The following is a 25,626-nucleotide window of genomic DNA, read 5'->3' as shown; positions in this document are numbered from 1 at the left end:
CGAGTTGGTTGATATGTAAGAAGGGATAAATATGAAAACGTTAAATAAAATAAGAAATGCGATCCCGCTCATTGCCGTTAGCAGTTTATTGGCTGCATGTGGCGGCGGGAGTGATGACCCAAAAGTTGAAGAAGTGCCAGTAACTCCCGCTGTGACGACGGCAGAAGTATCAGGTTCAGTGATCAAAGGCGCGTTGAGCCAAGCCCGCATTTCGGTGACTGCGCTCAATGGCTCTAGCATGATGATGGATGAGAACTCGGCAACCAGTCAAACGGGGGAGTTGTTTATAGAACTGACGGGTAAAGCTGGGTTTGGTATTAATTCCACCATTAAAGTGACCGCCACAACGAGCGAAGGCTCGCAGATGCGCTGTGATGCAAGTCGCTGTGGTTCTGTAGGAATTGGGGAGCAGGTAAGTGGCGATTACATTGCTGGTGTGACTTTGGCTACCTTGAGTCATGTCGCCGTGCCGTTTGGTTCAAATGCCGATGGCAGTGCTGATGCTACCTTACAAATCAACGCCTTGACGACACTAGCAACCATGCTGGTAGAGCAGCAAATTGCTGAGGGGCGTAATGTCTCTACTCCCGAATTAATGGCATTGGCAAAAGTGGAGATGTCTGCGTTATTGCTTCGGGCCCTTGGCTGGCAAACCGGGAACATCAATGTTTTTGAGTTACCTGTGGTTAGCGCTGATCAATTAACGAATTTTGAATTAGGGGAAACTTGCACAACCTCTGACTCTGGTGAGCAAAGTTGCGAGATGGCATATGTTTCCGAAAGTGTGCAAAAGCTTTCTCTATTCAATGCCGCATTTGCACAGTTTGACGAGCAAGGCTCTTTGCAAGGCGTCTTAAGCGACTCAGCTAGTAATCTCAGCGCCGCACTTGGCGGTGATGAAGTTGCACTTGAAGCGCTTCGATTGCCAATTTACAACGCGCTTCAAGCTCACCCATTAACTGCGCAGCTAGGCCTCAGTGCCGATAGTATTATGGACTTAGCGTTACCATTATTTGATGAACCGGTATCCACGGGACCAATGCAGCAAGTCGTGACATCAGGTGCCACTATCACAGCAAGAAATGCTATTGGTGATGCTGAGAGTGCAGACAAAGCATTTGATGGTGATCCACAAACTAAATGGCTTGACCACAATGACTGGCAGGGGCCACCTACTGAGGAAGCGCCGTCTTGGATCCAGGTGGATTTTCCCACTCAACAAGCAATTAGCGGTGTTTACATGACCAGTGCTAATGATGCCCCAGAGCGAGACCCTGAAAACTTCTCCTTATTAGCTTCTAACGATGAGGGAGCGAGTTGGGTTAATTTGGGTAATGTGGTTGGGGCGTCGTTTGAAGCGCGCTTTGAACGTCAAGGTTTTGTATTTGGTAATGCGCAAAAATATACAAGTTACCGAATAGCAGTGACAAAGAACAAAAATAACGATGGCTTACTGCAAATTGGAGAAATTCAATTTGTTGGTCCGGTTTATCCGAGCGTTGACCATACAGATACTGAGACGTTTGCGGTCACGGCAAGCAATAGTATTGGTGAGGGGGAAAACCAGGATAAGGCATTTGATAACGACCCAACTACTAAGTGGCTAGATCATAATGATTGGCAAGGCCCGCCTACCGTCGAAGCGCCTTCATGGATCCAAGTAGACTTTAATGATGCGGTGGCGGTTAATCAGCTTGCGATAACGAGCGCCAATGACGCACCAGAGCGAGATCCGGAGAACTTTGCTTTGTTTGGCTCTAACGATAATGGTGTTACATGGCAGCGGTTGAGCAATTGGGTTGGTGAATCTTTTGAAGCGCGAGGGGAGCGCCAAAGCTTTGCTGTAGCAAATCAATTGCCATATCAAAGCTATCGTCTTGAGATAACCAAGAACAAAAATAACGATGGCTTGATGCAGCTTGCTGAGATTGAATTAATCGGCCCAGAAATCTCTGGATTAGATCATGCACAAGTACAAGGTGCGAGTTACTCGGCACGTTTTAGTATTAGTGATTCAGAGGGCGCAGCACAAGCATTTGATAAAAATGTTGAAACTAAGTGGCTCGATCACAACGACTGGCAGGGGCCTCCCTCTGTTGAAAATCCAGCTTGGGTTCAAGTTAGCTTGCCGCAAGCGCAAGCGGTAAATACTTTGTACATTACTAGCGCCAATGATGCACCGGAGCGTGACCCTGAAAACTTCCAACTTTTAGCATCTCACGATGGGGAAGTATGGCAAGTATTAAATACTTGGGTAGGAGAGTCGTTTGAATCGCGTTTTGAACGTCGTGCCTTTGCGTTTGCTAATGGCTTGGCTTACACACATTATCGCTTGTCTATCAGTAAAAATGCGAATAATGATGGATTAGTGCAAATAGCCGAAATTGAACTCGCTGGACCTCAGTATGCACTTGAAGATTTGTCTGATTTGGCAGGAACAAGCTTCACCGCGCGTAATCGTATTGGAGATGCGGAAAGTGAACAAAAGGCGTTTGATAATGATACCGAGACAAAATGGCTAGATCACAATGAGTGGCAAGGCCCGCCAACAGAGGAATCACCATCTTGGATCCAAGCCGATTTTACTGCGCCACAGATTGTGAGTGGTTTGGCTATTACCAGTGCCAATGATGCACCAGAACGCGATCCCGAAAACTTCCAGTTACTGGGTTCTAATGATGGCGGTGAGACGTGGACAGAAGTCGCGGTTTGGGTGGGTGAGAGCTGGGAAGAGCGCTTACAACGAAGAGCGTTTACTTTCTCTAATGCTTTTGCCTATAGCAGTTATCGTCTAAATATTAGCAAAAATGCGAATAACGATGGCCTAGTACAGATCTCAGAAATAGAGCTCCTTGGCCTTAGCAGCGAATAGCCTGAATATCCAAAGGTTAAACAAATCTCAACCAAAAAAGCCAGAATGCAATTTGCGCTCTGGCTTTTTATTCGTCTCTATGAGAGTGACTTAGTATGATTACAACACATCTACGGCTTGCAAAGACTCGCTTTGGTAGCAGCCCAGTAAGCGTACAAATTGGGTATGATCTTTTAATTCTTCAAGTGCTACTTGGACTTGTGAGTCTGCAATATTGGCAAGCAAATCTACGTAAAAGACTTCTTCCCAAGGGTTACCAGGTACTGGGCGTGACTCTAGCTTAACCATATTGATATTGTGCTGTTTAAATACCATCAGCGCGTCAGCAAGTGAGCCTACTTGCTGTTTGGTGGCCATAATTAAACTAGTTTTTGTTGGGATTTGAGTAGACACTTGAAGTGCTTTTCTTGCTACTACAATAAAGCGGCTATGGTTTTCGGTCTGATTCGCAAGACCAGATTTCACCACTTCTAGACCCATATTCTTTCCAGCTTGTGCCGAGCCAATCGCGGCACTGTTTGGGTGCTCTGCTGCTTGTTTTAATGCACTAGAGGTCGAGTCGCAAGTTTCATGCTGAATATCCCCCAGACCTTGAATAAAACGGCTGCACTGGGCAAAAGGTTGAGGGTGCGCATAAATTTTGTCGATGGCTTGTAATTCTGTATCTGGTAATGCTAGGAGGCAATGTTCTACGGTATGGGTTACTTCGCCTACAATAGATACTTGTGCATGTTGCAATAAATCGAATACTTCGTTGATACTGCCTGAACTGGTATTTTCAATAGGTAAAATACCAAAGTCCGCTTGGCCTTTCTCTACCTGCTCGGTGATTTGCTCAAAGCTTTGGCAACCCATTTCCACAAGCTTACCGGGACGACGGCTGAAGTATTTATGACAAGCAAGCTGGCTATAAGAACCTTGTCCACCCAAGTAGGCAACGCGGTGTGTATCACCTACGGCATCGGGGTTTAAGTTCTTTTGCAGCATGGCTTGCTGGTTTAATACAGAGTCTTCTAAGATAGTTTGGAAAACGCTGTTTATATAAAAGGCATCAAGACCCAGAGATTTACCATATCGGATCAGTTTCTCCAGCAGTGCCTGCTCACGTGCTTCATCACGGATAGGTTTGTTGTTGGCAATCTTATATTCCAGCACACCATGACTAATGCGACGTCGCTTTGCCAGTAAAATCAGTAATTCCGAATCTATCTCATTGATGTCATGCCTAAGGGCATCTAATGTATTTTGTGTCATAGGTCCTCACTCCCATTTAGCCAAAAAAAAAGCCTCCCGAAGTTGGGAGGCTTAGCTATTCTTTTTCACTCGCGAACAGTCAAGCCTCTTCACCTAAAGAAGCTAAAAAAGAAATATGTGTTGCTGTTGCGTGTGATGAAATTCATTTATTCAAACCTTACTTTGAAACTGAATACATTATTAGCATAGAACTAAACGAGAAAACAAGTACTACTTTGGACGTATGGGCAAAAACCTAAGTTATTTGGTAGATAAGTGTCCAATCTCAGTGAGTTAAGTACGTTAATCAAACGTAACTTATTGGCGAGTCGAAAAATATTCTGGTATATTCAGGCAACACCACCACTGTAAATAAAAGAATAGGTTAACTTGTGGGCAATCGTCGTCCCCCATCAAGATATGGTGCAAGCTCTTTAAGTGTAAAGCTGTCGATGTTGATTTCGGCCGTGTGTTTGATCGCGGGGGTTTTTGCTGCGGCATTGATGCTAAAATCTGAAGAAAAGCAGTTAATCTATGAAGAGTATGATGAGCTCAAGCGTTTTAGTGCGCAGGTGAACAATCAGTTCTCAAATTACCTCGACCTTAAAGCTAACTTGGCCGAACAAGCCAATTCAGTGGTTTCCAAACACTTACTTTATGGTGTTCAAGATTTATCTGGCGCGCAAGCGAGCGTCGACAAGCGTGGCGAAAACTTAGCGAGTACAGCCAAAAATGGCCTTTCTGCAGCTATGTATACTGGCGATTTAAAATTGCAGTCAGTGCAAAAGTTATTTTCTGAATCTGAATTGCTTTGGAATATTCTTGCACCCCCACTGTTACAGGATTTCTTTAATTTTTACCTCTCTACAAAAGACGGCTTTGTCCGTGTTGCGCCTCCTAATGCCCTACTAGCGAAAGACCCGAGGCTGGTAAATAATCAGCTTCATAACTTGCCTGTTTTACATGCTGAACAAAACCCAACGAGGGAAGCGGTATGGTCGGGCGTGTATTTTGATAGGGTTTGGAACAAGTGGGTTGTCAGTATTTTGGTGCCTTTATACTTACATGACAAATACCTTGGGTTAACGGGTAGCGATATAGAGTTGACCACCTTACTCGAAAAACTACCTAAATCTGACCATCAGCAAGGCTTCATCGTTTTTGATAAACAGGGCCGATTATTGGCAGCTCCCGGCCTGTTTAAAACCACCGCTGCGACTGGGCAGCTATTGGACCACAACAAGCTACCAGAAGATTTGAGTAAAATAGTACAAACTGCACTTATTACTAAGCTGCCAAATATCCAAGATGAATTTAGATATAAAGACAACTGGCATATTATGCACGTGACCCATATTGCCAATTTAGATTGGTACATTGGGATCTACAAGAAGCGGGCGTCGGCTATCTCGGCCATTGAAGAGCTTAAAGTTAAGTTCTTTGGTTTGTTTATTCTGTATGCCATTTTTGTCGCAATATTACTGCATCAGGTTTTGTATCAATTAGTACTCAAACGCATCAATGCGCTCGTTAAAGCAGTGAAGGGATTTGGTCGAGGGCAGTGGGATACGCCAACCTTGCCGCATACCGATGACGAAATAGGTCAATTGAACGCCTCATTTAATGACATGAGTGTTGAGATAAAACAGCTTGTAAATGGTCTAAATCAACGTATTACAGAAAAAGAAATCGCTGAAAAGGCGGCAAACCGTTTGTCAAAAGCTGTGGCTTTCTCTGGTACTGGCGTTGTATTGACCAATGAGCATTTTCAAATTGAGTACGTCAATCCAAAAATGCAGGAAATGACGGGCTATGATGAACAGCATTTTATTGGCTCTCCGCTTTTGAGTATTATTTCAAAAGACATGGCAATTCTAATTGATGATATTGATATTGACTTGCGCAGCCGCAATCATTGGCGCGGGGATACTATGTTGGCGGGTAACAGAGAGGCACCTATTTGGGTCAGTTTGAGTGTGTCGCCGATCCGCGAAGAGGGCGGCGCGATTTCAAGTTATGTTGCCTCGGCCCAAGATATTTCGTTTGTAAAAGAAAGCCAGCGTAAAATGGAAGAATTGGCTTACTTTGATACCTTAACTGGCCTTGCCAACCGAACTTTTTTCAGGATGCAGCTACGTAAATCTATGGCGCTTGCCGAGCGTGGTCATTACGCCTTTGCTCTATTTTACTTTGACTTAGATGAGTTTAAACGCATCAATGATACTTTGGGACATGACGCGGGTGACCGCTTATTGCTTGAAGTCGCGACGAGATTGAAAAAGCGGCTCCGTGCAGAAGATACCATTGCCAGATTGGGTGGGGATGAGTTTGCGGTGTTACTGAGCGGCATCAATGAGCGAGAAAATGCCATGGAAGTTGCCAATATCATTCAAAAGACACTGGCAGAACCAATAAAACTGGGGAATAACGAGGTGATCGTCAGTGCAAGTATTGGCATTACGATGGCTCCGTTTGACAGTAAAGAAGAAGAGCAGCTGCTTAAACATGCAGATTTGGCAATGTATCAGGCCAAAGCAAAAGGGCGGAACACTTACCATTTCTATAGCCAAGATTTAGATGAAGCTGCTAACGAGCGCCTGTATATAGAAAACGAGCTGCGTATAGCAATTAAAGCGCAACAATTTACCTTGCATTATCAGCCACAAGTGAACAGTGAAAGTGGTGAGGTTGTAGGCTATGAAGCACTTATTCGCTGGTTCCACCCAAGCGAAGGAACCATTCCGCCAAGTAAGTTTATTCCAATTGCTGAAGCGACAGGCCTAATCGTAGAGCTTGGTGCATGGGTGTTAGAAGAAGCATGCCATTTTTCTCGTCGTTTAAAAGCCGCGGGCAAGATTGCCAACGTATCCATCAACCTTTCTGCGAGACAGTTTAAAGACGCACAATTGATCAGTACGCTGTCAGATATTATTGACAGAACTGAGATGGAGCCGACTCTACTACACCTTGAACTTACCGAGAGTATGCTGATGGGAGACGTGGAAGCGGCAATCATACAACTTAGAGATATCAAAGCGCTTGGCGTTTCACTGTCTATTGACGATTTTGGTACAGGCTATTCGTCTTTAAGTTATATTAAGCGTTTCCCAGTTGATATACTTAAAATTGACCGCTCCTTTGTAAAGGATATCCCTGAAGATCCAAACGATATGGAAATCACCGCTGCTATCATTGCGATGGCGCAAAAATTAAATTTGCAGGTTATTGCTGAAGGGGTGGAAACTGAGGCTCAGATGACGTTCTTGGCGAAAAATAACTGCTATATTGTACAAGGTTATTACTACAGCCCGCCGTTAAGTGAAGCCGAGATTTTGCGGTTTGCCCCAGCGGTATAGCGGCTCAGCCCCAACGCTTGGGGCTGAAAATAATAAGCGCTTAACCGCCTGCGATTTTCACTTTGAATCCTTGGCCTTCTAATAATTGCTTAAGCTTTTCTCTGTCATCGCCTTGAATTTCAATAACGCCTTCTTTAACTGCGCCACCTTGACCCATTTTTGATTTAAGCGTTTTTGCCAATTTCTTTAGATCATGCTGTTCACTATCGATGCCAACGACAAGCATAACGCCTTTGCCTTTTCGCCCTTTAGTTTGTCTTTCAATACGAACGGCGCCGTCTTTAAAAACTTTCCCTTGAACTTCTTGCTTTGGCTCTTTGGTGTCAATACGGCCTACATCTGTGGAGTACACAAGTCTTGATTCTGACATTGATTCTGGTCCTCTTGCGGGTTCTTTGCAGAGATCATAGCAAAAAGCAGATTAGATGTTTTTTATTTTTTGCTAAATGATTTTTAAGCGTTATATTTAAATTGGTGAGGGGAAACAAATCAAAATAATTTAGGAGCTTAATGATGAGCTTGAGTAAAAACGCTTCTGCTGACGGTAAGACACTAACCATTCAAATTAGAGGTAAGTTCGACTTTAATTTGGTGCAATCGTTTCGTCAGGCGTATGCGGAGGTGAATGATCAAACCGAAAAGGTTGTTGTTGACCTGCGTGAAACCGATTATATGGACAGCTCCGCTTTGGGTATGCTGTTAAATATGAAAAAAACACTAGGAAGCTCAGTTTCTAGCATTCAAATTAGTAACTGCCGTCCACAACTTAAGAAAATCCTCCAGATCTCTCGTTTTGATAAGAAGTTTGATATTGACTGATCGCTGATAGATTAGCCCCTCATGAATATCTTGGTAGTCGACGATCAGGTATTAAACTGTAAGCTGCTCAAGGCAATGCTTGAGCAACAATTTTATACGGTTTTTTGTGCCCATAATGGTCGTGATGCATTAAAAATTCTCGAAAGTCAGGACATCGACATCGTGCTGCTAGACGTTGTCATGCCCGTAATGGATGGCTTTGAGACTGCCCCCAAAATAAAGCAATATGCGGGCGACGTATACCTCCCCATCATCTTTATCACTGCACTTGAAGATCAAAGCAGCTTTGAAAAATGTCTTGCTGTAGGAGGTGATGACTTTATTCATAAGCCGTTTGATAAAGTCATTTTATCAGCCAAAATCAAAGCGCATGCGAGGACACGTAGGCTCAGCCAACAAAGCAACGAACAACGCCGACAACTAGAATATCACTATAACCAGATAGAGCGAGAGCACGAGATTGTTGAGCACATTTTTAGTAATGCGCTTGCACAACAATCTGAATATCCTGAGATTTGTGAATACCACTTGTCCCCCGCGTCAATGTTTAATGGCGATATGTTTTTAATGGCCAAGAGCCCAATGGGTGGCTTTTATTGTTTACTGGGTGATTTTACTGGCCATGGTTTAGCGGCTGCAGTCGGTGCGCTTCCCGCATCGCGCATTTTCTACACTATGGTGCAAAAGGGAATGGCGGTTAGTGATATAGCCGTTGAGCTCAATACCGCCCTTAATGAGTTATTACCCGGCCATATGTTTTGCGCAGCAGCGATCATAGAATTGAGCAGCTCAGGGAAAAGTGTTTCTGCTTGGCTTGGTGGTTTGCCAGATTTATATCTGATTGACCAAAATGGTAGCCTTATTAAAACCATTGAGAGCCAACATATGGCACTCGGCATTTTAGAAGTCGATGAGTTTGAACGTAATCTGCTGCATTTTGAAGTTAGCCCCGACCAACGCCTCGTAATGGCGACAGACGGTATCATCGAATCTGAGTCTGAGCGGGGGGAAATGTATGGCGAACGACGGTTAAAGCGCTTGCTGGCGAGCCGGCAGCATATTTCCACGGATCAAATTATCTCTGAAGTTCGCGAGTTTTCTGGCAATACGGAGCAACAAGATGACTTAAGTATCGCGATTATTAATTGCGTTGCCAGCGAGTCAATTGTTTCTGCGCCTAACCATTATTCAAGCTTGCCGTTTAATATTTCGTTATCTTTAGATGCCAAACAGATGAAAACTACCGATCCGGTACTTGAGCTGGTGGACTTGCTTAGTGAGGTTGACGGTATTTCGGCGCATCGCTCTAACATCTTTTTACTACTCTCCGAAGCCTACAATAATTCTTTAGATCACGGTGTGTTGGGGCTAGATTCTGAGATTAAAAATAAAGAAGATGGCTTTTTTGAGTTCTACAGTTTGCGAGAGAGTGTTTTGAAGGAGCTAAAAGAAGCGCTCATTATTATTTCAGTGCGCTACAGCCCTGAAGAGCTAAAGCTATACTTCAACATTTGTGATTCAGGTAATGGTTTTGAATCAAGCGAGCGTAACAAAGCACAGCAAGAGCATAGCCATGGCCGAGGTGTTAGCTTACTTAACGAAATTGCTCAAAGCGTTAGCTACAACAGTGCTGGAAATGAAATAGAAATGATTTATTCACTCACCTCTAAATCGGTCTAAATTCCACTCAAGCGTATTTCACCTCTGCTTTAGTTTACTATCTACTCCTATTACTCTATGTACCTGTTTTTTAGTGTTGGCAAGGTATAAAGAGCGTGGTAAAGTTGCATTAACTTTAGATGTTTAGATGGCTAAAATGTCAGATTATATTTCATTGAGTGGATTATCTATCTCCCGCGAGTTGCTTTTGCTGCAATTAGAAAAACTAGATGCTTATATTGAGCAAAACTCAAGCCCTGCTGTATGGTCATATCAGATCCCTGAACTTGGGGAAGGGGGCGCTTGCAGCTTGTTTGGACACCTTCAGGAAGCACCTTTTTTATTGAGTGACTATGTTGAAAAGAACACGGCTAATGCACGTTCGCTTACCAAGCTGCAAACGATAGTGTCAGCGGTAGTTGAATTTACAGCTGTTGATTGGTTTGGCATATACCAAGCAAGAGCGACAAATGAAGGGAAACAACTTCTCAAATTAGCGTATTCTGGCGCGCCGAGTAGACCGCTATTCCCTATAACGGATGCTTTTGCCGCTACGTCAAATAATATTCAAACGGTATTGAGTGCTAAAGCTCGAGTGATTAATGACATCCCTCAATATGTCGCCAGTGGAGGAGAGTACTACACTTGCGATCCAAAGGTGAAAGCAGAAACCTGTCTGCCATTATTCGATGATGCTCAAAATTGTATTGGAATTATTGATGCAGAAGCGTTTTCTGAATCATTTTTCAACGAAGAAATTTTAGCATTGCTTGCAGCGGCATGTACGAGAATCCCTGAATATTTACCCAAATAATTATCGGAATGTCCGGCTGTAAACTTGACGCCTTTGTGGTGCTGCCAAGTTTACAAAAATGAATAAAATTCTAGATAAATATGGTAACTGAGATGCAAGTCTCTATGTTACCATCAAGTCTACTGGAATCGGGCGTCAGCCGCTCGAGTTTGCATTAATTAAAATAAAAGAGATAAGCCATGTTCTCAGAGCTAAAACCACTTCCAACAGATCCTATTTTAGGCCTGATGGCCGCTTATAAACAGGACACTAACCCAAACAAAATTGACCTTGGTGTAGGTGTTTATAAGGACGAGCAGGGAAACACGCCGGTACTTAGAGCGGTTAAAAAAGCGGAAGCGTTTCGTTTAGAAAACGAAACGACAAAATCTTATATTGGTTTGGCTGGTAACTTAGACTTCTGTCAAAAGATGGAAACACTGTTACTTGGAGAGCATAGTACATTATTGGCAAACCGTGTACGTACGGCACAAGCACCAGGTGGTACTGGCGCATTACGTGTTGCTGCCGAATTTATTAAACGTTGCAACACCAATGCTACTGTTTGGGTTACGACGCCAACTTGGGCAAACCACATTAGCCTATTTGAAGCAGCTGGTCTAACAGTTAAAGAGTACCCTTACTACGACTACGAAAACAAAGGGTTGTTGTTTGATGAGATGATCAATGCGCTGAAGCAAGTACCTAAAGGTGATGTGGTACTACTTCATGCATGTTGTCATAACCCAAGTGGTATGGACTTAAATCAAGCGCAATGGAAAGTAGTTGCTGAACTCGCAAAAGAGCAAGGCTTTACACCATTAATTGATATTGCATACCAAGGTTTTGGTACCAGCCTTGAGGAAGATGCACAAGGCCTTAGAACGGTTGCGGATACAGTTGATGAAATGATCATCTGTTCATCTTGCTCTAAGAACTTTGGTCTATACCGCGAGCGTATCGGTGCGTGTTCAATCATTGCAAAAGACAGTGCAACTGCTGATGTTTCAAACTCAGTATTACTTAGCGTTGTTCGTAGTATCTATTCAATGCCACCAGCACACGGTGCTGATATTGTAAATACCATTCTAAGCAGTACTGAACTTACGCAAATGTGGTACGACGAACTTGACGAAATGCGCGGCCGCATCAATGGTCTACGTACGTTGATCAAAGAAAGCCTAGCTGCAAAAGGTGTTGAGCAAGATTTCTCATTCATCGACCGTCAACACGGTATGTTCTCTTTCTTAGGTATTAATAAAGAGCAAATTGACAGACTACGCACTGAATATGCTATCTATATGGTAGGCTCTAGCCGCGTTAACGTAGCTGGTGTAAGCAAAGATAATATTGATTACTTTGCTGATGCAGTGGCAAGCGTAATTAAATAATACCACGCTACACAGCACAAAATAAAAAACCGCAAATTTGCGGTTTTTTATTTTCAGCCTAAACCACTCACTGAAGTAAGTGGTTATTATCATTTAGGCTTGCTTAATTTTTGTCACTTTATCTGGATCTGACGCTTTTTCGTTTTCAGGTTTGTTTTTGGTATTGGCCTTTGGTGCTACTTTGCCACCTTTTAACACAGACACAAAGTCATCTTTTTGTTTTGCAATTTCAAGCGCTAGGGATTCAACTTGTTGTTCACTCAGCGGCACGTCAACTTTCGTTAGCATGTCTTCCAATGCTTCAGCTACATCTAGCATCTTATCATAAGCATCAGCTTCTTTTTTAGACGTGAAAGTCATACGCTCGACTCCATTTCTTTCAACAACATATTTGATGATAACGGCCATGGTTATTCCCCTAGTCACTGTTTTTTTATACAGTAAATCGAATTGAGTGATTAAGCAAGTTATTTTGAAAATTTTTCAAGTGCTATTGAGTGAAGAAGAATAAATTAAATTGATTAAAAACAAAAGCTTAATGTTTGTTTGGGTTTTTGAAAGAATGAATGTTTTTTGACAAAGTCAATATTCCAATCTTTATTTAACCTGAGGTTTGGATAAGGAATGAGCTAGCTCATTGTTTTAAACTCACATTAATTTATTTCCTTTATCTAGCCAGAGAGTTTTGGGGATAGCTAAGCGAATTTACGCACCAATAGCTGGCTATTGGAAGTGAATTCAACACAGTTAGCGCTAAAACTAGCTGCTAGAAAGGCATTAATTATCCGAAGCTCAGGTTATTTTATAAGCTTGCTGCAATCATCCATTGAGAGGAATGCAAAAAGCTTTGGATACTTTTTACGCACAAGGAGTGTATATATGTTCAATAAACCCACCATACTTTCTATTTTATTGGCGTTAGGTTTAAGCTGTTCAAGCGTGCTCGCAAAACCTGCGGAGCAAGCAAAGTCAGCTTCTCAAACACAGCAGCAAAGTGCTGTACTCGATATTAATTCCGCTGACGCTTCGGCGCTTTCAAGTTTACCAGGGATTGGTATTCGTAAAGCTGAAGCCATCGTAGAGTACCGTAAGAAAATGGGGCGCTTTAAAACAACAACGGAGTTGCTGGAAGTAAAAGGAATTGGGAAAGGAATATTGGCAAAACTGGAGGGAAAAATTAGAGTCTAGTCGTAGTTATTGTGTGCGAGCTTAGCTGCTCGCACACAGGTAGATTGAAGATCAGGGCTTATTCGAGGCGTTAAACTCAGCGATTGCCTGTGCTAACTTGGGTTTGCCAAACTGTATTTCCAGCGGTGTGGTCAGTAGCGGATAAATTAATCCAGCTACCAATAAGACAGGTAATAACAGCCAGCCTTCAAATACGACCAATGAGGCAAAAAACGGTGTGAGCAGTAGCAACTTGGCTATTCTTAACACGACCTTTGTTTTTGCATCAAGGTGGCTAAGTGCAAGACGTAAGATCATCTGCTTGTCACGTAATTTAAACGCTCTCAGTTGCTCAATTTGGCTTAACCTAAAATGCATGAATGTGATATCTCAACTTCTTTTAGTAACATGGAAAAATAAGAAAAGAATAAATGCAACACTATAAAATGCAAAGATAATTTCCATCCATCCAGGCATAGACAATCCTGCAAAAGACCAATCTATATTGCCGCAGTCACCTGTTGCAGCAAAAAAACTTGGTAGCCATTCATGCAGCGGCATAAACGCAGGAAAGTTTGGTACAAAGTCACAGGTAAAAGCAAATGGATCTGTTGTAGTTTGCATACTGATATGTTCACGGGCGATAAAATAACCCCAAATACTGCCTACCCCCCACGAAACAAATGCGAGGCTACGCAGTGCGAAAGAGCGAGGAGAAATCATACCGATTAAACCAGCTGCTAATAACCCCAACATAGCAAAACGCTGATAGATGCACATAATGCAGGGCTCTAAACCCATACCGTATTGGAAATACAGTGCAACGGCTTCAAAAATAGCAGCGGATAGTGCTAGCAATCCCCAAGATTGCCTAGAGAGATGAAAAGATGAAATCTTCATTATAGAGAAACCCTTTTTGTTTTATTATGCTTTATCTGGCCGCGTTAGAGCAACTTTACTTCGCAGTGTGCGCTATCTTTGCGACGATTTTTCGACTCTTGTTACCAGCAGAAGTTCGAAAATATCAGAATAGATCACTTGATTAAGTCAATTGAGGTGAGACCGACATTATCAGCATTTCTATTCTGACGTATTTACTCACTTTTCTCGAGGGCATCGATATGAAAAGTAGCACGCTCAATGGCTGAGCCGTGTAAGATAACATATTCAATATCGTTATAAGCCGCGACTGACTGCAAAGGGTTACTATTTAAAAGTAATAGATTAGCCACTTTCCCCACAGCGATGCTGCCGTACTGGTAGTCTATCGCAAATGCTTTGGCATTATTGATGGTTGCAGCAGATAACAAGCTAACGAGGTCTACTCCGGCTTGATCCATCATCGTTAATTCTTGATAAGTCGATAAGCCAGGTTGCGAGACATAAGTTGGTGCGGGTGGCGTATCTGAGCCAAGCAGCAAGGTTGCGCCATTTTTATATAGATAATTTAGTGCTCGTTGCCCTTGAGAGAAAACTTGCTCAAGTTTAGCCACCTTTTGTTGATTACTTATTTCACCCCAGCCTTGACCCATTTCTCGAGAAAACCAGCGACCAGGTTCACTTTGATACCAAGCAATTTGAGACGGAGGTAATACGGTACGATATTCAGACGAGAAGGTGAAAGTGTTGTCAGTCACTTTCGCCAGAGCATTCATCACATTTAATGTGGCTTGATATGCGATGTCTTTTTCGATGATGGTATCCAGCACAGCTTTTACATTGGTTGGCAGTTCGCTTTCGCTAGGGGCTGTATTTGGCGCTAACCAGTTCCAAAGTCCATGCGCCATAACGTTGATATTGGCATCTACAGCAAGTTGTTGCATATCAATGGCATTCGCATGTGCCATTACGGGTAACTTCATTGAGTTTGCGGACTCGACTAACTGTTTGGCAGTTTCTTGATTAATAAGCGGTATAGCACTGTTTTCTCCAAAGCCATCTTCAAAGTACAGTTTGGCACAAGTTGCACCGTCAGATTTCATTCGCGTCAAGGGCTGAGCTCCTTGGTGAGCGTGTACTTGAGATGGTGTTAGCTCATGAGCGGGATCGCCGTGTTGCGCAGCAAAGTAGGGTTTATGTTGATGTAGCTTTGAGTAACTAAGACCTTCAGCATTATACCCTTGGTAAACTGGCATTGCGCCACAAAAGTAGGCGTCGGGTGCGGGGCCATTTGCTGTAAATTCGGTCATGCCGGTTGCAGTGTTTGACGGGTCAACAACTTGCGTGACGCCATAGTAAAGATAATTAGCGCCTTGCCGTTGTAAAAATGCTGTTTGCATTTGGCGAGCTCTAGGGGAGGTGTTAAGTAATCCCGGCATTGTTTTTAGGTGGACATGGCTATCGGTTAACCCTGGTATGAGGTATTGACCATGAGCATCAATGACCTGTGCTGCATCCGGTTTTTGACTTGAGTCAGAGACTTGTATAATTTTGCCATCTTGGATGGCGAGCCAATGATTGGAAATGATATTGACTTGGTGCTTATCAATAGGATTTAAAATGGTAGCATTGTCGATACGAAGGTCCACTGCTGCAAATAATGCATGAGAAGACAGGGCGCAACAGGCCGCAAATATTAATGTTTGTTTTTTCATAATGAAAACCAGTTAGTGTCGTATTAGATGTCTTCGAGCATAACTGGCGAGGTACTTTGTGTTTTAATTTTCATATAAATTAACTCTGAAATTTTTCTTAATTTAATTAAAACTATAATAATCAATAATGTAAGGTGTTCTTGGGTTGAAAAATTTGCTTTTGGGAAATTGGCTTGTTGTGCCTAAATTGAACCAGATTGTGGAGTATCCGACTGGCCGTGAATATACGGTCACCCCAAAAGTGATGAAGTTACTGCTGGTGTTGGTCGATGCGAAAGCTGAGCCTCTGAGTATTGATAACCTCGTCGAGTTAGTTTGGCACCCGAAGGTGGTGTCTGACAACTCGGTCTACCAAGCTGTGGCGCAGTTAAGAAAGATTTTAAACACAGATCCACAATACGAAGAATACATAGAAAGAATATCAGCTCAAGGCTACCGCATTCATCCAAACATTGCGCTTAGAGAGCATAAAGCGGCTGTGATGCCAGTGAGCAAAAAGCGAATTTGGCTGCTTGGTGTTACCATTACGTTGCTCGCTCTCATCGCCTTTTTTGCTTTTTATATTCAAACTGATCAAAAGCACAAGACACAAAACAACCCATATTTTGATGAGATCACTCTTGCCACACACCTATCCCAAAGTACAGCGGTGGAGGAGTTAGCGCGAGCGAAAACGATTTATCAGCAAGTGTTATCTAAACAAAGTGATAATGTCGAGGCACTCAGTGGCTTATGCAATGCCTTTATGGGGCTTAGCGTATATGGCGCGGTGTCAGAGTATGAATCGCTTGCTTTGTGTCGACCATTGTTAGAGAAGGCACGGATCTTAGATGATACAAATATTGAAGTGATAACCTCTCTTGCGCGCTTTGCAGTGATGGAGAATGAAATTGAGCAAGCACAGGATTATTTTAAGCGAGGATTTGAGCTCTCAACCGAGTATGCTCGCTTATGGCATTGGTATGGTCGATTTCTTCGGGACCAACACAAAATACTCGATGCAATTGCTGCGCATAAACAAGCGTATCAGTTAGCACCAAACGATGCGGTTATTATCCGAGGATTAGCCTATGCCTATTTGAATTTTAGAGAGTTAGTGCTCGCTCGAAAATATTTTGATCGTAGCGTTGCTGTTGCCCCCCACACCAAAAACAATCCGCTCTATGCGCTAGACTTTTATCCGCTTAACCAGAATAGGGCAAGCGAATATTTGCTGTGGTACCAAAACAATCACATCAGTCATAGTAAATTGTACCCCGCGCAGCAATTGAGCCACATATTAGTGTTATTGAGTTTAGGGCGAGCAGAAGAAGCTGAGGAGACATATCAGCAAGCCGCTAATTTAGGTTCAATTTCTACTGCATTTAGACTCTATGTTGAAGCCGGGATCGCATGGCGACAGGGTGATGTCGAAAAGGCCGAAGGACTCTTAAAACAGCGATACGAGCTAGACTCAAAGGGCAATCATTATGTGATGCCTTATATTCTTGCTTTACTTGCACAGCAGAAAATACAACCTGCGCTAACACTTTTTGAACATCATTTTGCTGATATCGCGGCGCTTAAATTTCCAGAGACAGGCAATGTAGGGCAATACCTTACTTATGCCCTGATGCTGAAACGTACAGGTCAACCAAGCAAGCTCAAACGAGTAACACAGTTGTTGACACAATACCTTAATCAAGGAAATCAGCTTGATGCAGCTTTATCTCCATACTGGTCCGCACTTAACAATGACGCAGCAGAAACACAACAAGCGCTAACGCAGCTGCTCAACACTGGCTGGTTACCCGACTACAATGATAGTTTTTTTGCTACGGACCTTTATCTCGCTTTGACATCAGACCACGAATTTAAACAAGCATGGCTGAATAAGCTTGAAAGCAGACAAAACGAGCTCTAAAACGTTAGGTTACTCAGGCATAAAGTTCGCTATGTGATTTAAAAGTAGGGAGCGAATTTTCTTGGTGATTCCTTGAATAGGGGTTCTGTGTTTCGGCAGACTTTGATATTGGCTTTTAAAAACAGGGTTCGATTTTGTTGCCTGTGAGTTTTGGTTTCCTTAAGCTGCTTTGTTGTTTGCAAGCAACGCTCGAAAGTAAATTGCAAAAGATGTCTAATAGCATTATTACATGCCGCTTTGTCTGTTTATTTCGCAGTCGTTTCGTGTGCACTTTAGGAGAAGTATTTGAGTTATACAAAATGAAAGCAGAGGCTGGATGGTCTGATGAAGAGCAATTTGTTTACATTAACAGCTCAGTGTTTAGCGAAGATGAGCCCGTTATGGCCAAGTCTATATTGCATTAAGTGAGTTCTAAGCCTCACACTACATCACAATCTCACCGGCATTAAACATGGCTATTTTTGATCATACACACATCAATTGAGAATAAGGCAAAACAGATTGTTACTCGTGACTATTTAAAAATGAGTCTTTGTGCATTTTATTTAAAAATATAGCTTCTAACTCTTGTTGCTAAAGTCTGGATATCAGAAGTATGGTTATTTGATAAATAAATGTTTATTTTTGTAACTTACTCTTTTCTATGTGATACTTCAATTTCAATATTATCGAGCGTATTAATGGATTGAGTATGGCTAAACCTGTGGTGCTTGCAAATGGAACCATGTTCAAAACACAAACAGAAGCGAAGGCGTATTTCAGTACCATCCTAAACTCTTCGTGTTCAGGTAAAAGGTTCACCCCAAATGATGAAGAGTTTTCAAACATACTGGCACTTTATCAAAGGCATCCAGAGTTTGATTGGAAAACTAGAGACATATCTGACATAAAAGAGTTTACTATAAAGAACTCAGGAGAATTTAATACTAAATGTTTCCATGTAGTCCATTTCGACGGTTCTATAGCAGATTGGAGTTATGTTTCTGCTATAAGTTCGCGAGCAAAGAGTCAGTTTCAATGCTTTATTGACGGCGCAAGGTCTTTACTTGAAAGTAGCTCATACAGCTTTCGTGATGCTGACTTTAAGGATAAATGTACGATTTTTATCGAATCCCAGGGTTTCACGACCGATAATTTCCCATCTAGCTGGATATCAGCACCTGAAAGACTTCAATATCGTTCTAGTTTAACCAACGATATCGCAAGTCAATTTGTTATTTGGTATGAAAAAAATAAATTTTAGAGTTGTCAAGGTTTACTTTTGAGGTGCAAATGACCGTTAATATTAATCGCTATTTATCTGTAGATAAAAGTACATATGATGCTTGTATTGGATGTTTGGAGCACGAGTATGTAATCGAAGATTACAATACTAACATAAGGCTTCACTACCTAAAGTTTGATGGTAACGGACAACCTATGGTCAAAGCTCTTGCAAACTTATTGTACGAATTTATCATCGATTACTGCATTTCATCCGCGAATAGACCAGATCAGCTCACCGCGAGAGAATCTGCCAGGTTAACGAAGGAAGCTAGAAAGCTGTTTCGCCATCCGGAAATAGATGAAGACAATCCAGATAGAACAGGTGAAGCAGGTGAGTTACTTCTATTCTTCTTAATTGAAGCTATTCTAGGGGCTCCTCAAATGGTCTCTAAAATGGAACTTAAAACTAATCACAAAGACGAAGTAAAGGGCTCGGATGGTATACACGCTAAGTACAACCAAGAAGAAGATCTTGTAGACTTTTTTTTTGGAGAAGCAAAGCTATATGTCGATCCTAATTCAGCCATTCAGGCTGCATTGAATAGTATTGATGACTTTCATAGTGTAGAGATGCTAGAACATGAGTTCACTATGGTCACTAAACATTTCAAATATTCAAATGAAGAAACTAAAAATGCCTTATCATCTCTGATCATTTGTGGGGAACCTGGGCCTAATGCTCGACTAAATCACGCTTGCCTTATCGGATACAACTATAAGGACTTTAGTTCTATTAGTGGCGGAAACCCTAAAGCTTTAACAAAAAACTTTGTTTCAAAGTTTCAGGTAGAAGGATTGCGCTTAACTAAATCCTTACAGACCAAAATAGCTAATATGAATTGTAACCATCTTTCTTTTGAGTTTTTTTTCCTTCCATTTCCTTCCGTAGATGATTTCAGAAATGCCTTTAACAAAGCGCTAGACTAAGAGGGGAACAGCATGAGTGAAATACTCGATATTCAAGTGCTAGTAAGGAAATTAGAAAAGGCTAGCATTCAAAACCAGCTTCCACCTAGCTTTAAATCGGAAAATGCAGATTGTTTCACAGAAATGGAAATTAGGGCGCTCGTAAGCTACGCTTCTGTTTTGTCGCTTGGAGAAGGCGATGAAATAAATGAATCTTATGAAGTTATTACTAGGCTTCTTGAGCAAACTAAAGGCAATAACAAACTCGTTAAAGTGGCTGCTGAAGTTATTTTATCTAGGATTGGTAATTTCCCTAGTAGAGATCTTTTAAGAAGCAGGTATGTAATAGATAGAAGCATACCAGTCCCTCTAAGACTGGAAATCATTGCTAGAGAATCAGAAAATACGATTATTGATGAGACTGAAAATGAAATACAACTTACTGACTTCCAGCTTCAGTTGTTTAGGTCATTAGAAAGCGAACAAAATCTGAGCATTTCAGCTCCGACATCCGCAGGAAAATCTTTTGTATTGAACCTTTCTATATCCAATCAAATCAAGGAAAGAAAGTGTAGTAATATTGTCTATGTCGTTCCGACTCGCGCACTAATCTCTGAAGTATCTATGAGGGTCCGAGGTACTATCAAACGAATTGGGCAAGATAAAGCAATTATACGAACAACACCATTTCCTGTTGATAGAAAAAAGATTCGTACTAACGTTGTGTACATTTTCACACAGGAGCGGCTGTTGAGTTTTTTAAGCACAACAGATACTGAACCAGAGATCGATATTCTAATCATCGACGAAGCACATGAAATACAAAATGGTAAGCGAGGAATAATACTTCAAACGGCAATAGATGTAGCGTTAAGGAAGTTCAGTCATGCTAAGCTACTGTTTGCTAGTCCTCTGATAAAAAATCCTGAGTACTTCTTATCTCTATTTCAACGAACATCTAATGGTAAATTCTTCACAGAAGTCGTTTCCCCAGTTTCTCAAAATATACTTTTAGTTAATCAGGTAACAAGAAAACCAGACCAAATGCGTATCTCTTTGCTAAACACTAAAGGGACTACAGAAATAGGGAAGTTCACCCTTCCTTTTAAGCTAAGAGATAGTAAACACCAGCAGATAGCCAACTTGGCATTATCTTTATCAGATGACGATTCCGTTATTGCTTTTTCAAACGGCCCTTCGAGTGCTGAAGAGCGTGCCGTTCAAGCCGCACAATTAGCTCAAAACATAAATGCAAGTGAAGATATAGAAATGTTCATAAGCTTTATTGAGGAAGAGATTCACCCTAACTATGCGCTAATAAATTGCTTGAGAAAAGGCATCGCTTTTCATTACGGGAATATGCCCTCTCTTTTACGTATGGGAGTAGAAGATCTATTCCGAAATGGCATCATTAAAGTCGTGTTTTGCACCAGTACTTTATTGCAAGGTGTAAACCTTCCTGCTAAGCATATTATTATTGAGAACCCAAAATCTGGCGATGATGGTATGACCCGCGCTGATTTTCTTAACTTGGCAGGACGAGCAGGTCGGCTACTCTATGAATTTCACGGAAATGTATGGTGCATCAGACCTGAGGAGTGGGATAGCCCATGCTATAAAGGGGATAAGCTACAAACTATAGCCTCTTCTATTAACAATATCTTGGCCGATGGTGGAACAGAGTTACAGAAGGCGATTAATCCATATACATCAGAAGACTCTTGGGATGAAAAAAGACAGGATGAAGCTGACGTAGCAATAGGTAAACTTTACAACGATTATCTTGATACCAAAGATTTTTCATTCATGGAGCAGTACCGTACAGATATAAATAGTAACGAGCTTGATCAGACGATTGAAGTTGTCAAATCGCTAGAGGTTACTCTTCCTAAAGAAATCATCAAAAGAAACCAATCGTTGAGACCAGATCAATTGAATAGGTTATATGAGTACTTGTTGGAACGTGAAAATGTTGAAGACTTCTACCCCATATACCCATATCAATCAGGTGCTAAGGCTAGAGTCGAAAAAATACTAGAGGTACTTGAAGATTGCTTCGAGTGGAAACTACATGAAAGGTTCAAACTTTGGCTCAGCCACCTAGCTCATCAATGGGTATGGGGCGTACCAATTGGAAAAATACTCCATGAAAGGGTTTCTTTTCTAGAGGATAGAAAGAAAAGTGACAACATCAATCCGACAAAGGAGGTAAGATCTTGCCTCAAAGTTCTAGAGACTGATATTAGATTCAAGATGGTGAAATATTTTTCCGCGTATCTGGACATTATAAAATGTATAGCTTTTGAAAAAGGCTTACCATCCGCAGAAGCAATTGAGCCTTATCACATTTACCTTGAGTTCGGTTCATGTCAAAAGAGTGTCCTAAACCTTATGTCTATCGGTTTTTCACGCTTTACTGCGATTCATCTCGATAAGTGCTTTAACTTCAGTGAGAATGAAGAACCAGAAGAATATTTAGCAAAGTTGCAACATATTAATATAAATAAACTGAAAATTCCTAGGTTATGTATAAATGAAATCAAGGCACTAATTATCTAACAAAGGGGCTCGTCAGTTTGGTTATCTATAAGGTACAGCTAGGCTATTTATTAGTAATATCAGGAATAAGGTAACGATTAAAAGTAATTAACTGTTTACGAAAATTATTTTTGTTGGAATTTAAATCAAATGTAATGTAGGCTGTTTCGGTGTGCTATTAACTACCAAAATAACATCTCAAGCGCTACCAGCCATTCGTACTTTGGAGAGCATCAAAGTGGTAATAGGATATGCAATATAGAGTTCTATCAGCCTTTATAATTTTCATTGGCTCATATTTGCCTTTGGCTCTCATCCTTGCAGTTCAAGATATTCCTATGTCATGGTGGAGCAAATCACTTTGTGATGTCTCTGACATAGGGAGTTGTTTATTTAACCCTTTTAATAGCCCTTATCTATCGATCATATTTATTGTTGTAACTATCGTATCTGTAGTTGTTTCAAATCTATCCTTGAAAAAAGTATCATTCCCATTTGATGCGAATGTAGAAAGTTCTAAAACAATACCAAATGACATTATCAATTACGTATTTCCATATGTTGTTTCATTTATGGGCATAAGTTATGAAGCTCCAGAAAAGTTGTTAGGGTTTGCCGTTTTTTTATTTTGGATGTTTGCAATAACATACAAGTCTGGGCAGATTATTATGAACCCACTTTTGCTAATGTTTGGCTGGAGGTTGTATGAGGCAAAGATCAATATAAACGGAGAATATAGAGATGTAAGAATGTTAAGAAAAGGGACTTTAACCCCTGGGAATTATAAAGTTCAAACGATTCAAGATTTTTATATTGCACGGTAAAACTAATGACAGCTAACTTTCAATCTTTAAAATCTTTTGATTTTTCAAATTCAACACCACATTTATGGGTATTCAAGGACAGTAGCAGTGCAGCACGTTTCAGAGCTTTTTATGTTCAAACTGAAGATGCTCTTAATATTCAGTTAAAGGATTTCATTGCAGCAGAGATTGAAAGAATTACTGAATATACGCCTTACACTTATATATCTCAAGTCAATGAGAATAGCTGCTTATCGATTGATCCCTCAAGTACAGACTTTCCACAATTAAAAGCACTAGTGGATCGGCTTGAGGGTGAGAATAGAATTACAGATTCGAAAGATCTGAAAGGTGCTAAGGGATACGTGGTCAAATTTACATCAAACGGGACTACGGTTTATGCCGTGAAGCGATCCACTTCCACTTGGAAGACTTCATATCCTAAAAAATACATTAATATGATTTTTTCAAATGGCGAATTGTCTGGCATTGAAGATAATAGCTTCGCGATAGAAAAAAACTTTGATTTTTACGTAATTAACGATACTGTTTTCATCGCTAATAAACGCGGGTTTGAGTCAGCTATGCAACATAGAGCTGCTTATGCTCAAGCATTTACACAGCTTCAGCAAAACCCAGCATTTAGCGGTTTGTTTTCTGATATAAGTCCTATTATCGAATATGTAGGCACGAACGCCATACAGTTAAGACGGATGGCTGTTATAGAAGAAAAAGGCATTTACAGCAGACCAAATTTCATCCCGACACTGCAAAGAGTAAATAACACTAGAAACTGGGGGATTAATTTTGATCCAAAAAGCAACACTATAATCCCATGCGAAAGTACAGCAAGCATTATAATCAATGTACTTCTTGATCACAGGCTTATGAGCGAGATAACTGATAATATCTATGATGTTCCTGACACAACTAAAGTATAGGCGCTTAGCAGTACTATACATAGAACGCTATTGCTTCTAGAACCGCTCATGATTGAGGCGTTATATGCAAAGAAGACTTGAGGTAATCCCTGAATTTACTTGGATTATTTGAAGGTTATGTACTTGCGATAAACCTTGCATTGATACTAGTGATTGAAAGAAGTTGCTCATTGGCTTGATAATATAGCGGATTTACTACAATCAATTCCCCATCACGGATAAGCTAATTCGTATATTCTATTTAACCATTCTCACACCGCATCACAATCTCACCGGCATTAAACATGGCTATTTTCAGCTAGGGTGATTTGTAGCTTGTTAGTTGAGCTTCATCTGGTACAATCAGTGGATTAACAAGCACAACCTGCCAATCAAGGCATTGATGTAATAATAAAGTGGTGTGAGATGAGAATTTTCAAAGCCAAGAGCCCAGCTGGATTTGCTGAAGAATATATTGTTGAGTCAATTTGGAACGGCGAATTCCCTCCGGGATCAATTCTACCTGCTGAGCGTGAGCTTTCTGAACTCATTGGTGTAACAAGAACAACACTGCGCGAAGTATTACAAAGGCTAGCTCGTGATGGCTGGTTGACTATCCAACATGGTAAGCCAACCCGAGTAAATAACTTTTGGGAAACATCAGGGCTTAATATATTAGAAACCTTAGCGCGTCTTGATGAAGATAAGATGCCTGAGCTGACCGATCAGCTGCTGTCAGCGCGTACCAATATTAGTGCTATCTATACGCGTGCGGCGATAAAATTCAACCCGCAGCGTGTTATCGATATTTTGTCTAAGCATGAAGAGCTAGAAGACACCGCAGAAGCGTTTGCCGATTATGACTACCAAGTTCACCATGAGCTGGCAGGTGCAGGGCAAAACAAAATTTACGTGCTTATTTTAAATGGCTTCAGAGGGTTATACTCAAAAATTGGTTGCCATTACTTTTCTGATTCAAGAACGCGAGGACTGGCGAGACAGTTCTATGCAGATTTAACCAAACTGGCAGAAAATCAAGAACACGATGGTGCTATTTCATTGATGCGTAAGTATGGTCACCAATCGGGTGAAATTTGGCAGCAGATCCGCGGTGATATGCCAGAAAATATCATGGACTAATGTCCACTGAGTGATAGACATCTTAAAAAGGCTTCTTTGTGAAGCCTTTTTTGATCTCCGAATGGCATCGTGAGCGGAGGTATTTGCGTCTCATCGAATTTATAGATTGGTGCTATCGGTAAATTCGATTGTTAATTATGGCACTTGCCAAATACACTAGGCGCAGTTTTTGGTGGTGAGAATGACAAAGAGACTTTGGTTATGAATTTAGCTAGGGTTGTTTTTTCATAAGCACGCCACAATATTATGAACAAGATATTTTGGTC

General features: G+C 41.3%; 20 protein-coding genes. 14 read left to right on the top strand and 6 right to left on the bottom strand.

Features of this window, described 5'->3' with window-relative positions:
* Positions 1 to 31: 31 nt before the first annotated feature.
* Positions 32 to 2,872 carry a discoidin domain-containing protein gene (locus A587_RS0101460; RefSeq protein WP_017216146.1) on the top strand — a complete coding sequence of 947 codons (2,841 nt, stop codon included), beginning with the start codon at positions 32 to 34 and terminating at the stop codon, positions 2,870 to 2,872.
* Between the two features lie 99 nt (positions 2,873 to 2,971).
* Here the strand turns inward: A587_RS0101460 and pheA are convergent, their stop codons facing one another.
* The gene (gene pheA, locus A587_RS0101455; RefSeq protein ID WP_017216145.1) at positions 2,972 to 4,126 is read right to left on the bottom strand and encodes a prephenate dehydratase; all 1,155 of its coding nucleotides are present in this window, start codon (positions 4,124 to 4,126) and stop codon (positions 2,972 to 2,974) included.
* Positions 4,127 to 4,497: 371 nt separating this feature from the next.
* Here pheA and A587_RS0101450 point away from each other — a divergent pair, with 371 nt between their 5' ends.
* Positions 4,498 to 7,461, top strand: coding sequence for a bifunctional diguanylate cyclase/phosphodiesterase (locus A587_RS0101450; RefSeq protein WP_017216144.1), 2,964 nt, complete (start codon positions 4,498 to 4,500; stop codon positions 7,459 to 7,461).
* Between the two features lie 40 nt (positions 7,462 to 7,501).
* Here the strand turns inward: A587_RS0101450 and A587_RS0101445 are convergent, their stop codons facing one another.
* Positions 7,502 to 7,831: a translation initiation factor gene (locus A587_RS0101445; RefSeq protein WP_017216143.1), complete on the bottom strand. Its 330-nt coding sequence runs from the start codon at positions 7,829 to 7,831 to the stop codon at positions 7,502 to 7,504.
* 143 nt (positions 7,832 to 7,974) lie between these two features.
* On the opposite strand from A587_RS0101445, the gene A587_RS0101440 reads away from it, so the two are divergent.
* The 4 genes from A587_RS0101440 to A587_RS0101425 all read left to right on the top strand — a co-directional run bounded on the left by A587_RS0101440 (position 7,975) and on the right by A587_RS0101425 (position 12,123).
* Positions 7,975 to 8,280 carry an STAS domain-containing protein gene (locus A587_RS0101440; protein WP_010371095.1) on the top strand — a complete coding sequence of 102 codons (306 nt, stop codon included), beginning with the start codon at positions 7,975 to 7,977 and terminating at the stop codon, positions 8,278 to 8,280.
* A gap of 21 nt (positions 8,281 to 8,301) precedes the next feature.
* The gene (locus A587_RS0101435) at positions 8,302 to 9,960 is read left to right on the top strand and encodes a fused response regulator/phosphatase (protein WP_010371098.1); all 1,659 of its coding nucleotides are present in this window, start codon (positions 8,302 to 8,304) and stop codon (positions 9,958 to 9,960) included.
* A 127-nt stretch (positions 9,961 to 10,087) separates the two neighbouring features.
* On the top strand, positions 10,088 to 10,753 hold the full coding sequence (locus A587_RS0101430) for a GAF domain-containing protein (RefSeq protein WP_017216142.1): 666 nt from the start codon (positions 10,088 to 10,090) through the stop codon (positions 10,751 to 10,753).
* A gap of 179 nt (positions 10,754 to 10,932) precedes the next feature.
* The gene (locus A587_RS0101425; protein WP_010371103.1) at positions 10,933 to 12,123 is read left to right on the top strand and encodes an amino acid aminotransferase; all 1,191 of its coding nucleotides are present in this window, start codon (positions 10,933 to 10,935) and stop codon (positions 12,121 to 12,123) included.
* A 93-nt stretch (positions 12,124 to 12,216) separates the two neighbouring features.
* On the opposite strand, the gene A587_RS0101420 is transcribed toward A587_RS0101425, so the two are convergent.
* Complete coding sequence (locus tag A587_RS0101420; RefSeq protein ID WP_010371106.1) at positions 12,217 to 12,531, bottom strand: YebG family protein; 315 nt, start codon at positions 12,529 to 12,531, stop codon at positions 12,217 to 12,219.
* Positions 12,532 to 13,002: 471 nt separating this feature from the next.
* Between A587_RS0101420 and A587_RS0101415 the strand changes: the two genes are divergently transcribed.
* Positions 13,003 to 13,311, top strand: a complete 309-nt coding sequence (locus tag A587_RS0101415) for a ComEA family DNA-binding protein (RefSeq protein WP_017216141.1) — start codon at positions 13,003 to 13,005, stop codon at positions 13,309 to 13,311.
* 51 nt (positions 13,312 to 13,362) lie between these two features.
* Here the strand turns inward: A587_RS0101415 and A587_RS0101410 are convergent, their stop codons facing one another.
* From A587_RS0101410 to A587_RS0101400, 3 genes are all read right to left on the bottom strand, one after another.
* Positions 13,363 to 13,668 (bottom strand): hypothetical protein, encoded by a 306-nt coding sequence (locus A587_RS0101410; RefSeq protein WP_017216140.1) that lies wholly within the window; start codon positions 13,666 to 13,668, stop codon positions 13,363 to 13,365.
* A 12-nt stretch (positions 13,669 to 13,680) separates the two neighbouring features.
* Complete coding sequence (gene dsbB / locus A587_RS0101405) at positions 13,681 to 14,190, bottom strand: disulfide bond formation protein DsbB (protein WP_017216139.1); 510 nt, start codon at positions 14,188 to 14,190, stop codon at positions 13,681 to 13,683.
* Between the two features lie 194 nt (positions 14,191 to 14,384).
* Positions 14,385 to 15,884, bottom strand: a complete 1,500-nt coding sequence (locus tag A587_RS0101400; RefSeq protein ID WP_017216138.1) for an amidohydrolase family protein — start codon at positions 15,882 to 15,884, stop codon at positions 14,385 to 14,387.
* Positions 15,885 to 16,029: 145 nt separating this feature from the next.
* Between A587_RS0101400 and A587_RS0101395 the strand changes: the two genes are divergently transcribed.
* From A587_RS0101395 to fadR, 7 genes are all read left to right on the top strand, one after another.
* Positions 16,030 to 17,787 carry a winged helix-turn-helix domain-containing protein gene (locus A587_RS0101395; RefSeq protein WP_017216137.1) on the top strand — a complete coding sequence of 586 codons (1,758 nt, stop codon included), beginning with the start codon at positions 16,030 to 16,032 and terminating at the stop codon, positions 17,785 to 17,787.
* A gap of 691 nt (positions 17,788 to 18,478) precedes the next feature.
* Positions 18,479 to 19,030, top strand: coding sequence for a DUF3223 domain-containing protein (locus A587_RS0101385; RefSeq protein ID WP_017216135.1), 552 nt, complete (start codon positions 18,479 to 18,481; stop codon positions 19,028 to 19,030).
* 29 nt (positions 19,031 to 19,059) lie between these two features.
* On the top strand, positions 19,060 to 19,980 hold the full coding sequence (locus A587_RS0101380; RefSeq protein WP_017216134.1) for a HamA C-terminal domain-containing protein: 921 nt from the start codon (positions 19,060 to 19,062) through the stop codon (positions 19,978 to 19,980).
* A gap of 12 nt (positions 19,981 to 19,992) precedes the next feature.
* Positions 19,993 to 22,518 (top strand): DEAD/DEAH box helicase, encoded by a 2,526-nt coding sequence (locus tag A587_RS0101375; protein ID WP_017216133.1) that lies wholly within the window; start codon positions 19,993 to 19,995, stop codon positions 22,516 to 22,518.
* Between the two features lie 230 nt (positions 22,519 to 22,748).
* Positions 22,749 to 23,321, top strand: a complete 573-nt coding sequence (locus A587_RS25130) for a hypothetical protein (RefSeq protein WP_017216132.1) — start codon at positions 22,749 to 22,751, stop codon at positions 23,319 to 23,321.
* Positions 23,322 to 23,326: 5 nt separating this feature from the next.
* Positions 23,327 to 24,241, top strand: coding sequence for a DUF4868 domain-containing protein (locus A587_RS0101365; RefSeq protein ID WP_017216131.1), 915 nt, complete (start codon positions 23,327 to 23,329; stop codon positions 24,239 to 24,241).
* Positions 24,242 to 24,646: 405 nt separating this feature from the next.
* Positions 24,647 to 25,360: a fatty acid metabolism transcriptional regulator FadR gene (gene fadR, locus A587_RS0101360; protein ID WP_010371123.1), complete on the top strand. Its 714-nt coding sequence runs from the start codon at positions 24,647 to 24,649 to the stop codon at positions 25,358 to 25,360.
* Positions 25,361 to 25,626 lie beyond the last annotated feature (266 nt).

The sequence above is a fragment of the Pseudoalteromonas sp. NJ631 genome, from assembly GCF_000276645.1.
Taxonomy (GTDB): domain Bacteria; phylum Pseudomonadota; class Gammaproteobacteria; order Enterobacterales; family Alteromonadaceae; genus Pseudoalteromonas; species Pseudoalteromonas piscicida.
This window is presented reverse-complemented; position numbering and strand designations above follow the sequence as displayed.

Excerpts from the sequence above, each read along its gene's own strand:
- A587_RS0101365 (WP_017216131.1), top strand. The coding sequence starts at position 23,327 with ATGACAGCTAACTTTCAATCTTTAAAATCTTTTGATTTTTCAAATTCA.
- fadR (WP_010371123.1), top strand. The coding sequence starts at position 24,647 with ATGAGAATTTTCAAAGCCAAGAGCCCAGCTGGATTTGCTGAAGAATAT.
- pheA (WP_017216145.1), bottom strand. The coding sequence starts at position 4,126 with ATGACACAAAATACATTAGATGCCCTTAGGCATGACATCAATGAGATA.
- dsbB (WP_017216139.1), bottom strand. The coding sequence starts at position 14,190 with ATGAAGATTTCATCTTTTCATCTCTCTAGGCAATCTTGGGGATTGCTA.
- A587_RS0101400 (WP_017216138.1), bottom strand. The coding sequence starts at position 15,884 with ATGAAAAAACAAACATTAATATTTGCGGCCTGTTGCGCCCTGTCTTCT.
- A587_RS0101415 (WP_017216141.1), top strand. The coding sequence starts at position 13,003 with ATGTTCAATAAACCCACCATACTTTCTATTTTATTGGCGTTAGGTTTA.
- A587_RS0101385 (WP_017216135.1), top strand. The coding sequence starts at position 18,479 with ATGGCTAAACCTGTGGTGCTTGCAAATGGAACCATGTTCAAAACACAA.
- A587_RS0101375 (WP_017216133.1), top strand. The coding sequence starts at position 19,993 with ATGAGTGAAATACTCGATATTCAAGTGCTAGTAAGGAAATTAGAAAAG.
- A587_RS0101425 (WP_010371103.1), top strand. The coding sequence starts at position 10,933 with ATGTTCTCAGAGCTAAAACCACTTCCAACAGATCCTATTTTAGGCCTG.
- A587_RS0101460 (WP_017216146.1), top strand. The coding sequence starts at position 32 with ATGAAAACGTTAAATAAAATAAGAAATGCGATCCCGCTCATTGCCGTT.
- A587_RS0101410 (WP_017216140.1), bottom strand. The coding sequence starts at position 13,668 with ATGCATTTTAGGTTAAGCCAAATTGAGCAACTGAGAGCGTTTAAATTA.
- A587_RS0101435 (WP_010371098.1), top strand. The coding sequence starts at position 8,302 with ATGAATATCTTGGTAGTCGACGATCAGGTATTAAACTGTAAGCTGCTC.
- A587_RS25130 (WP_017216132.1), top strand. The coding sequence starts at position 22,749 with ATGCAATATAGAGTTCTATCAGCCTTTATAATTTTCATTGGCTCATAT.
- A587_RS0101440 (WP_010371095.1), top strand. The coding sequence starts at position 7,975 with ATGAGCTTGAGTAAAAACGCTTCTGCTGACGGTAAGACACTAACCATT.
- A587_RS0101430 (WP_017216142.1), top strand. The coding sequence starts at position 10,088 with ATGGCTAAAATGTCAGATTATATTTCATTGAGTGGATTATCTATCTCC.
- A587_RS0101420 (WP_010371106.1), bottom strand. The coding sequence starts at position 12,531 with ATGGCCGTTATCATCAAATATGTTGTTGAAAGAAATGGAGTCGAGCGT.
- A587_RS0101380 (WP_017216134.1), top strand. The coding sequence starts at position 19,060 with ATGACCGTTAATATTAATCGCTATTTATCTGTAGATAAAAGTACATAT.
- A587_RS0101445 (WP_017216143.1), bottom strand. The coding sequence starts at position 7,831 with ATGTCAGAATCAAGACTTGTGTACTCCACAGATGTAGGCCGTATTGAC.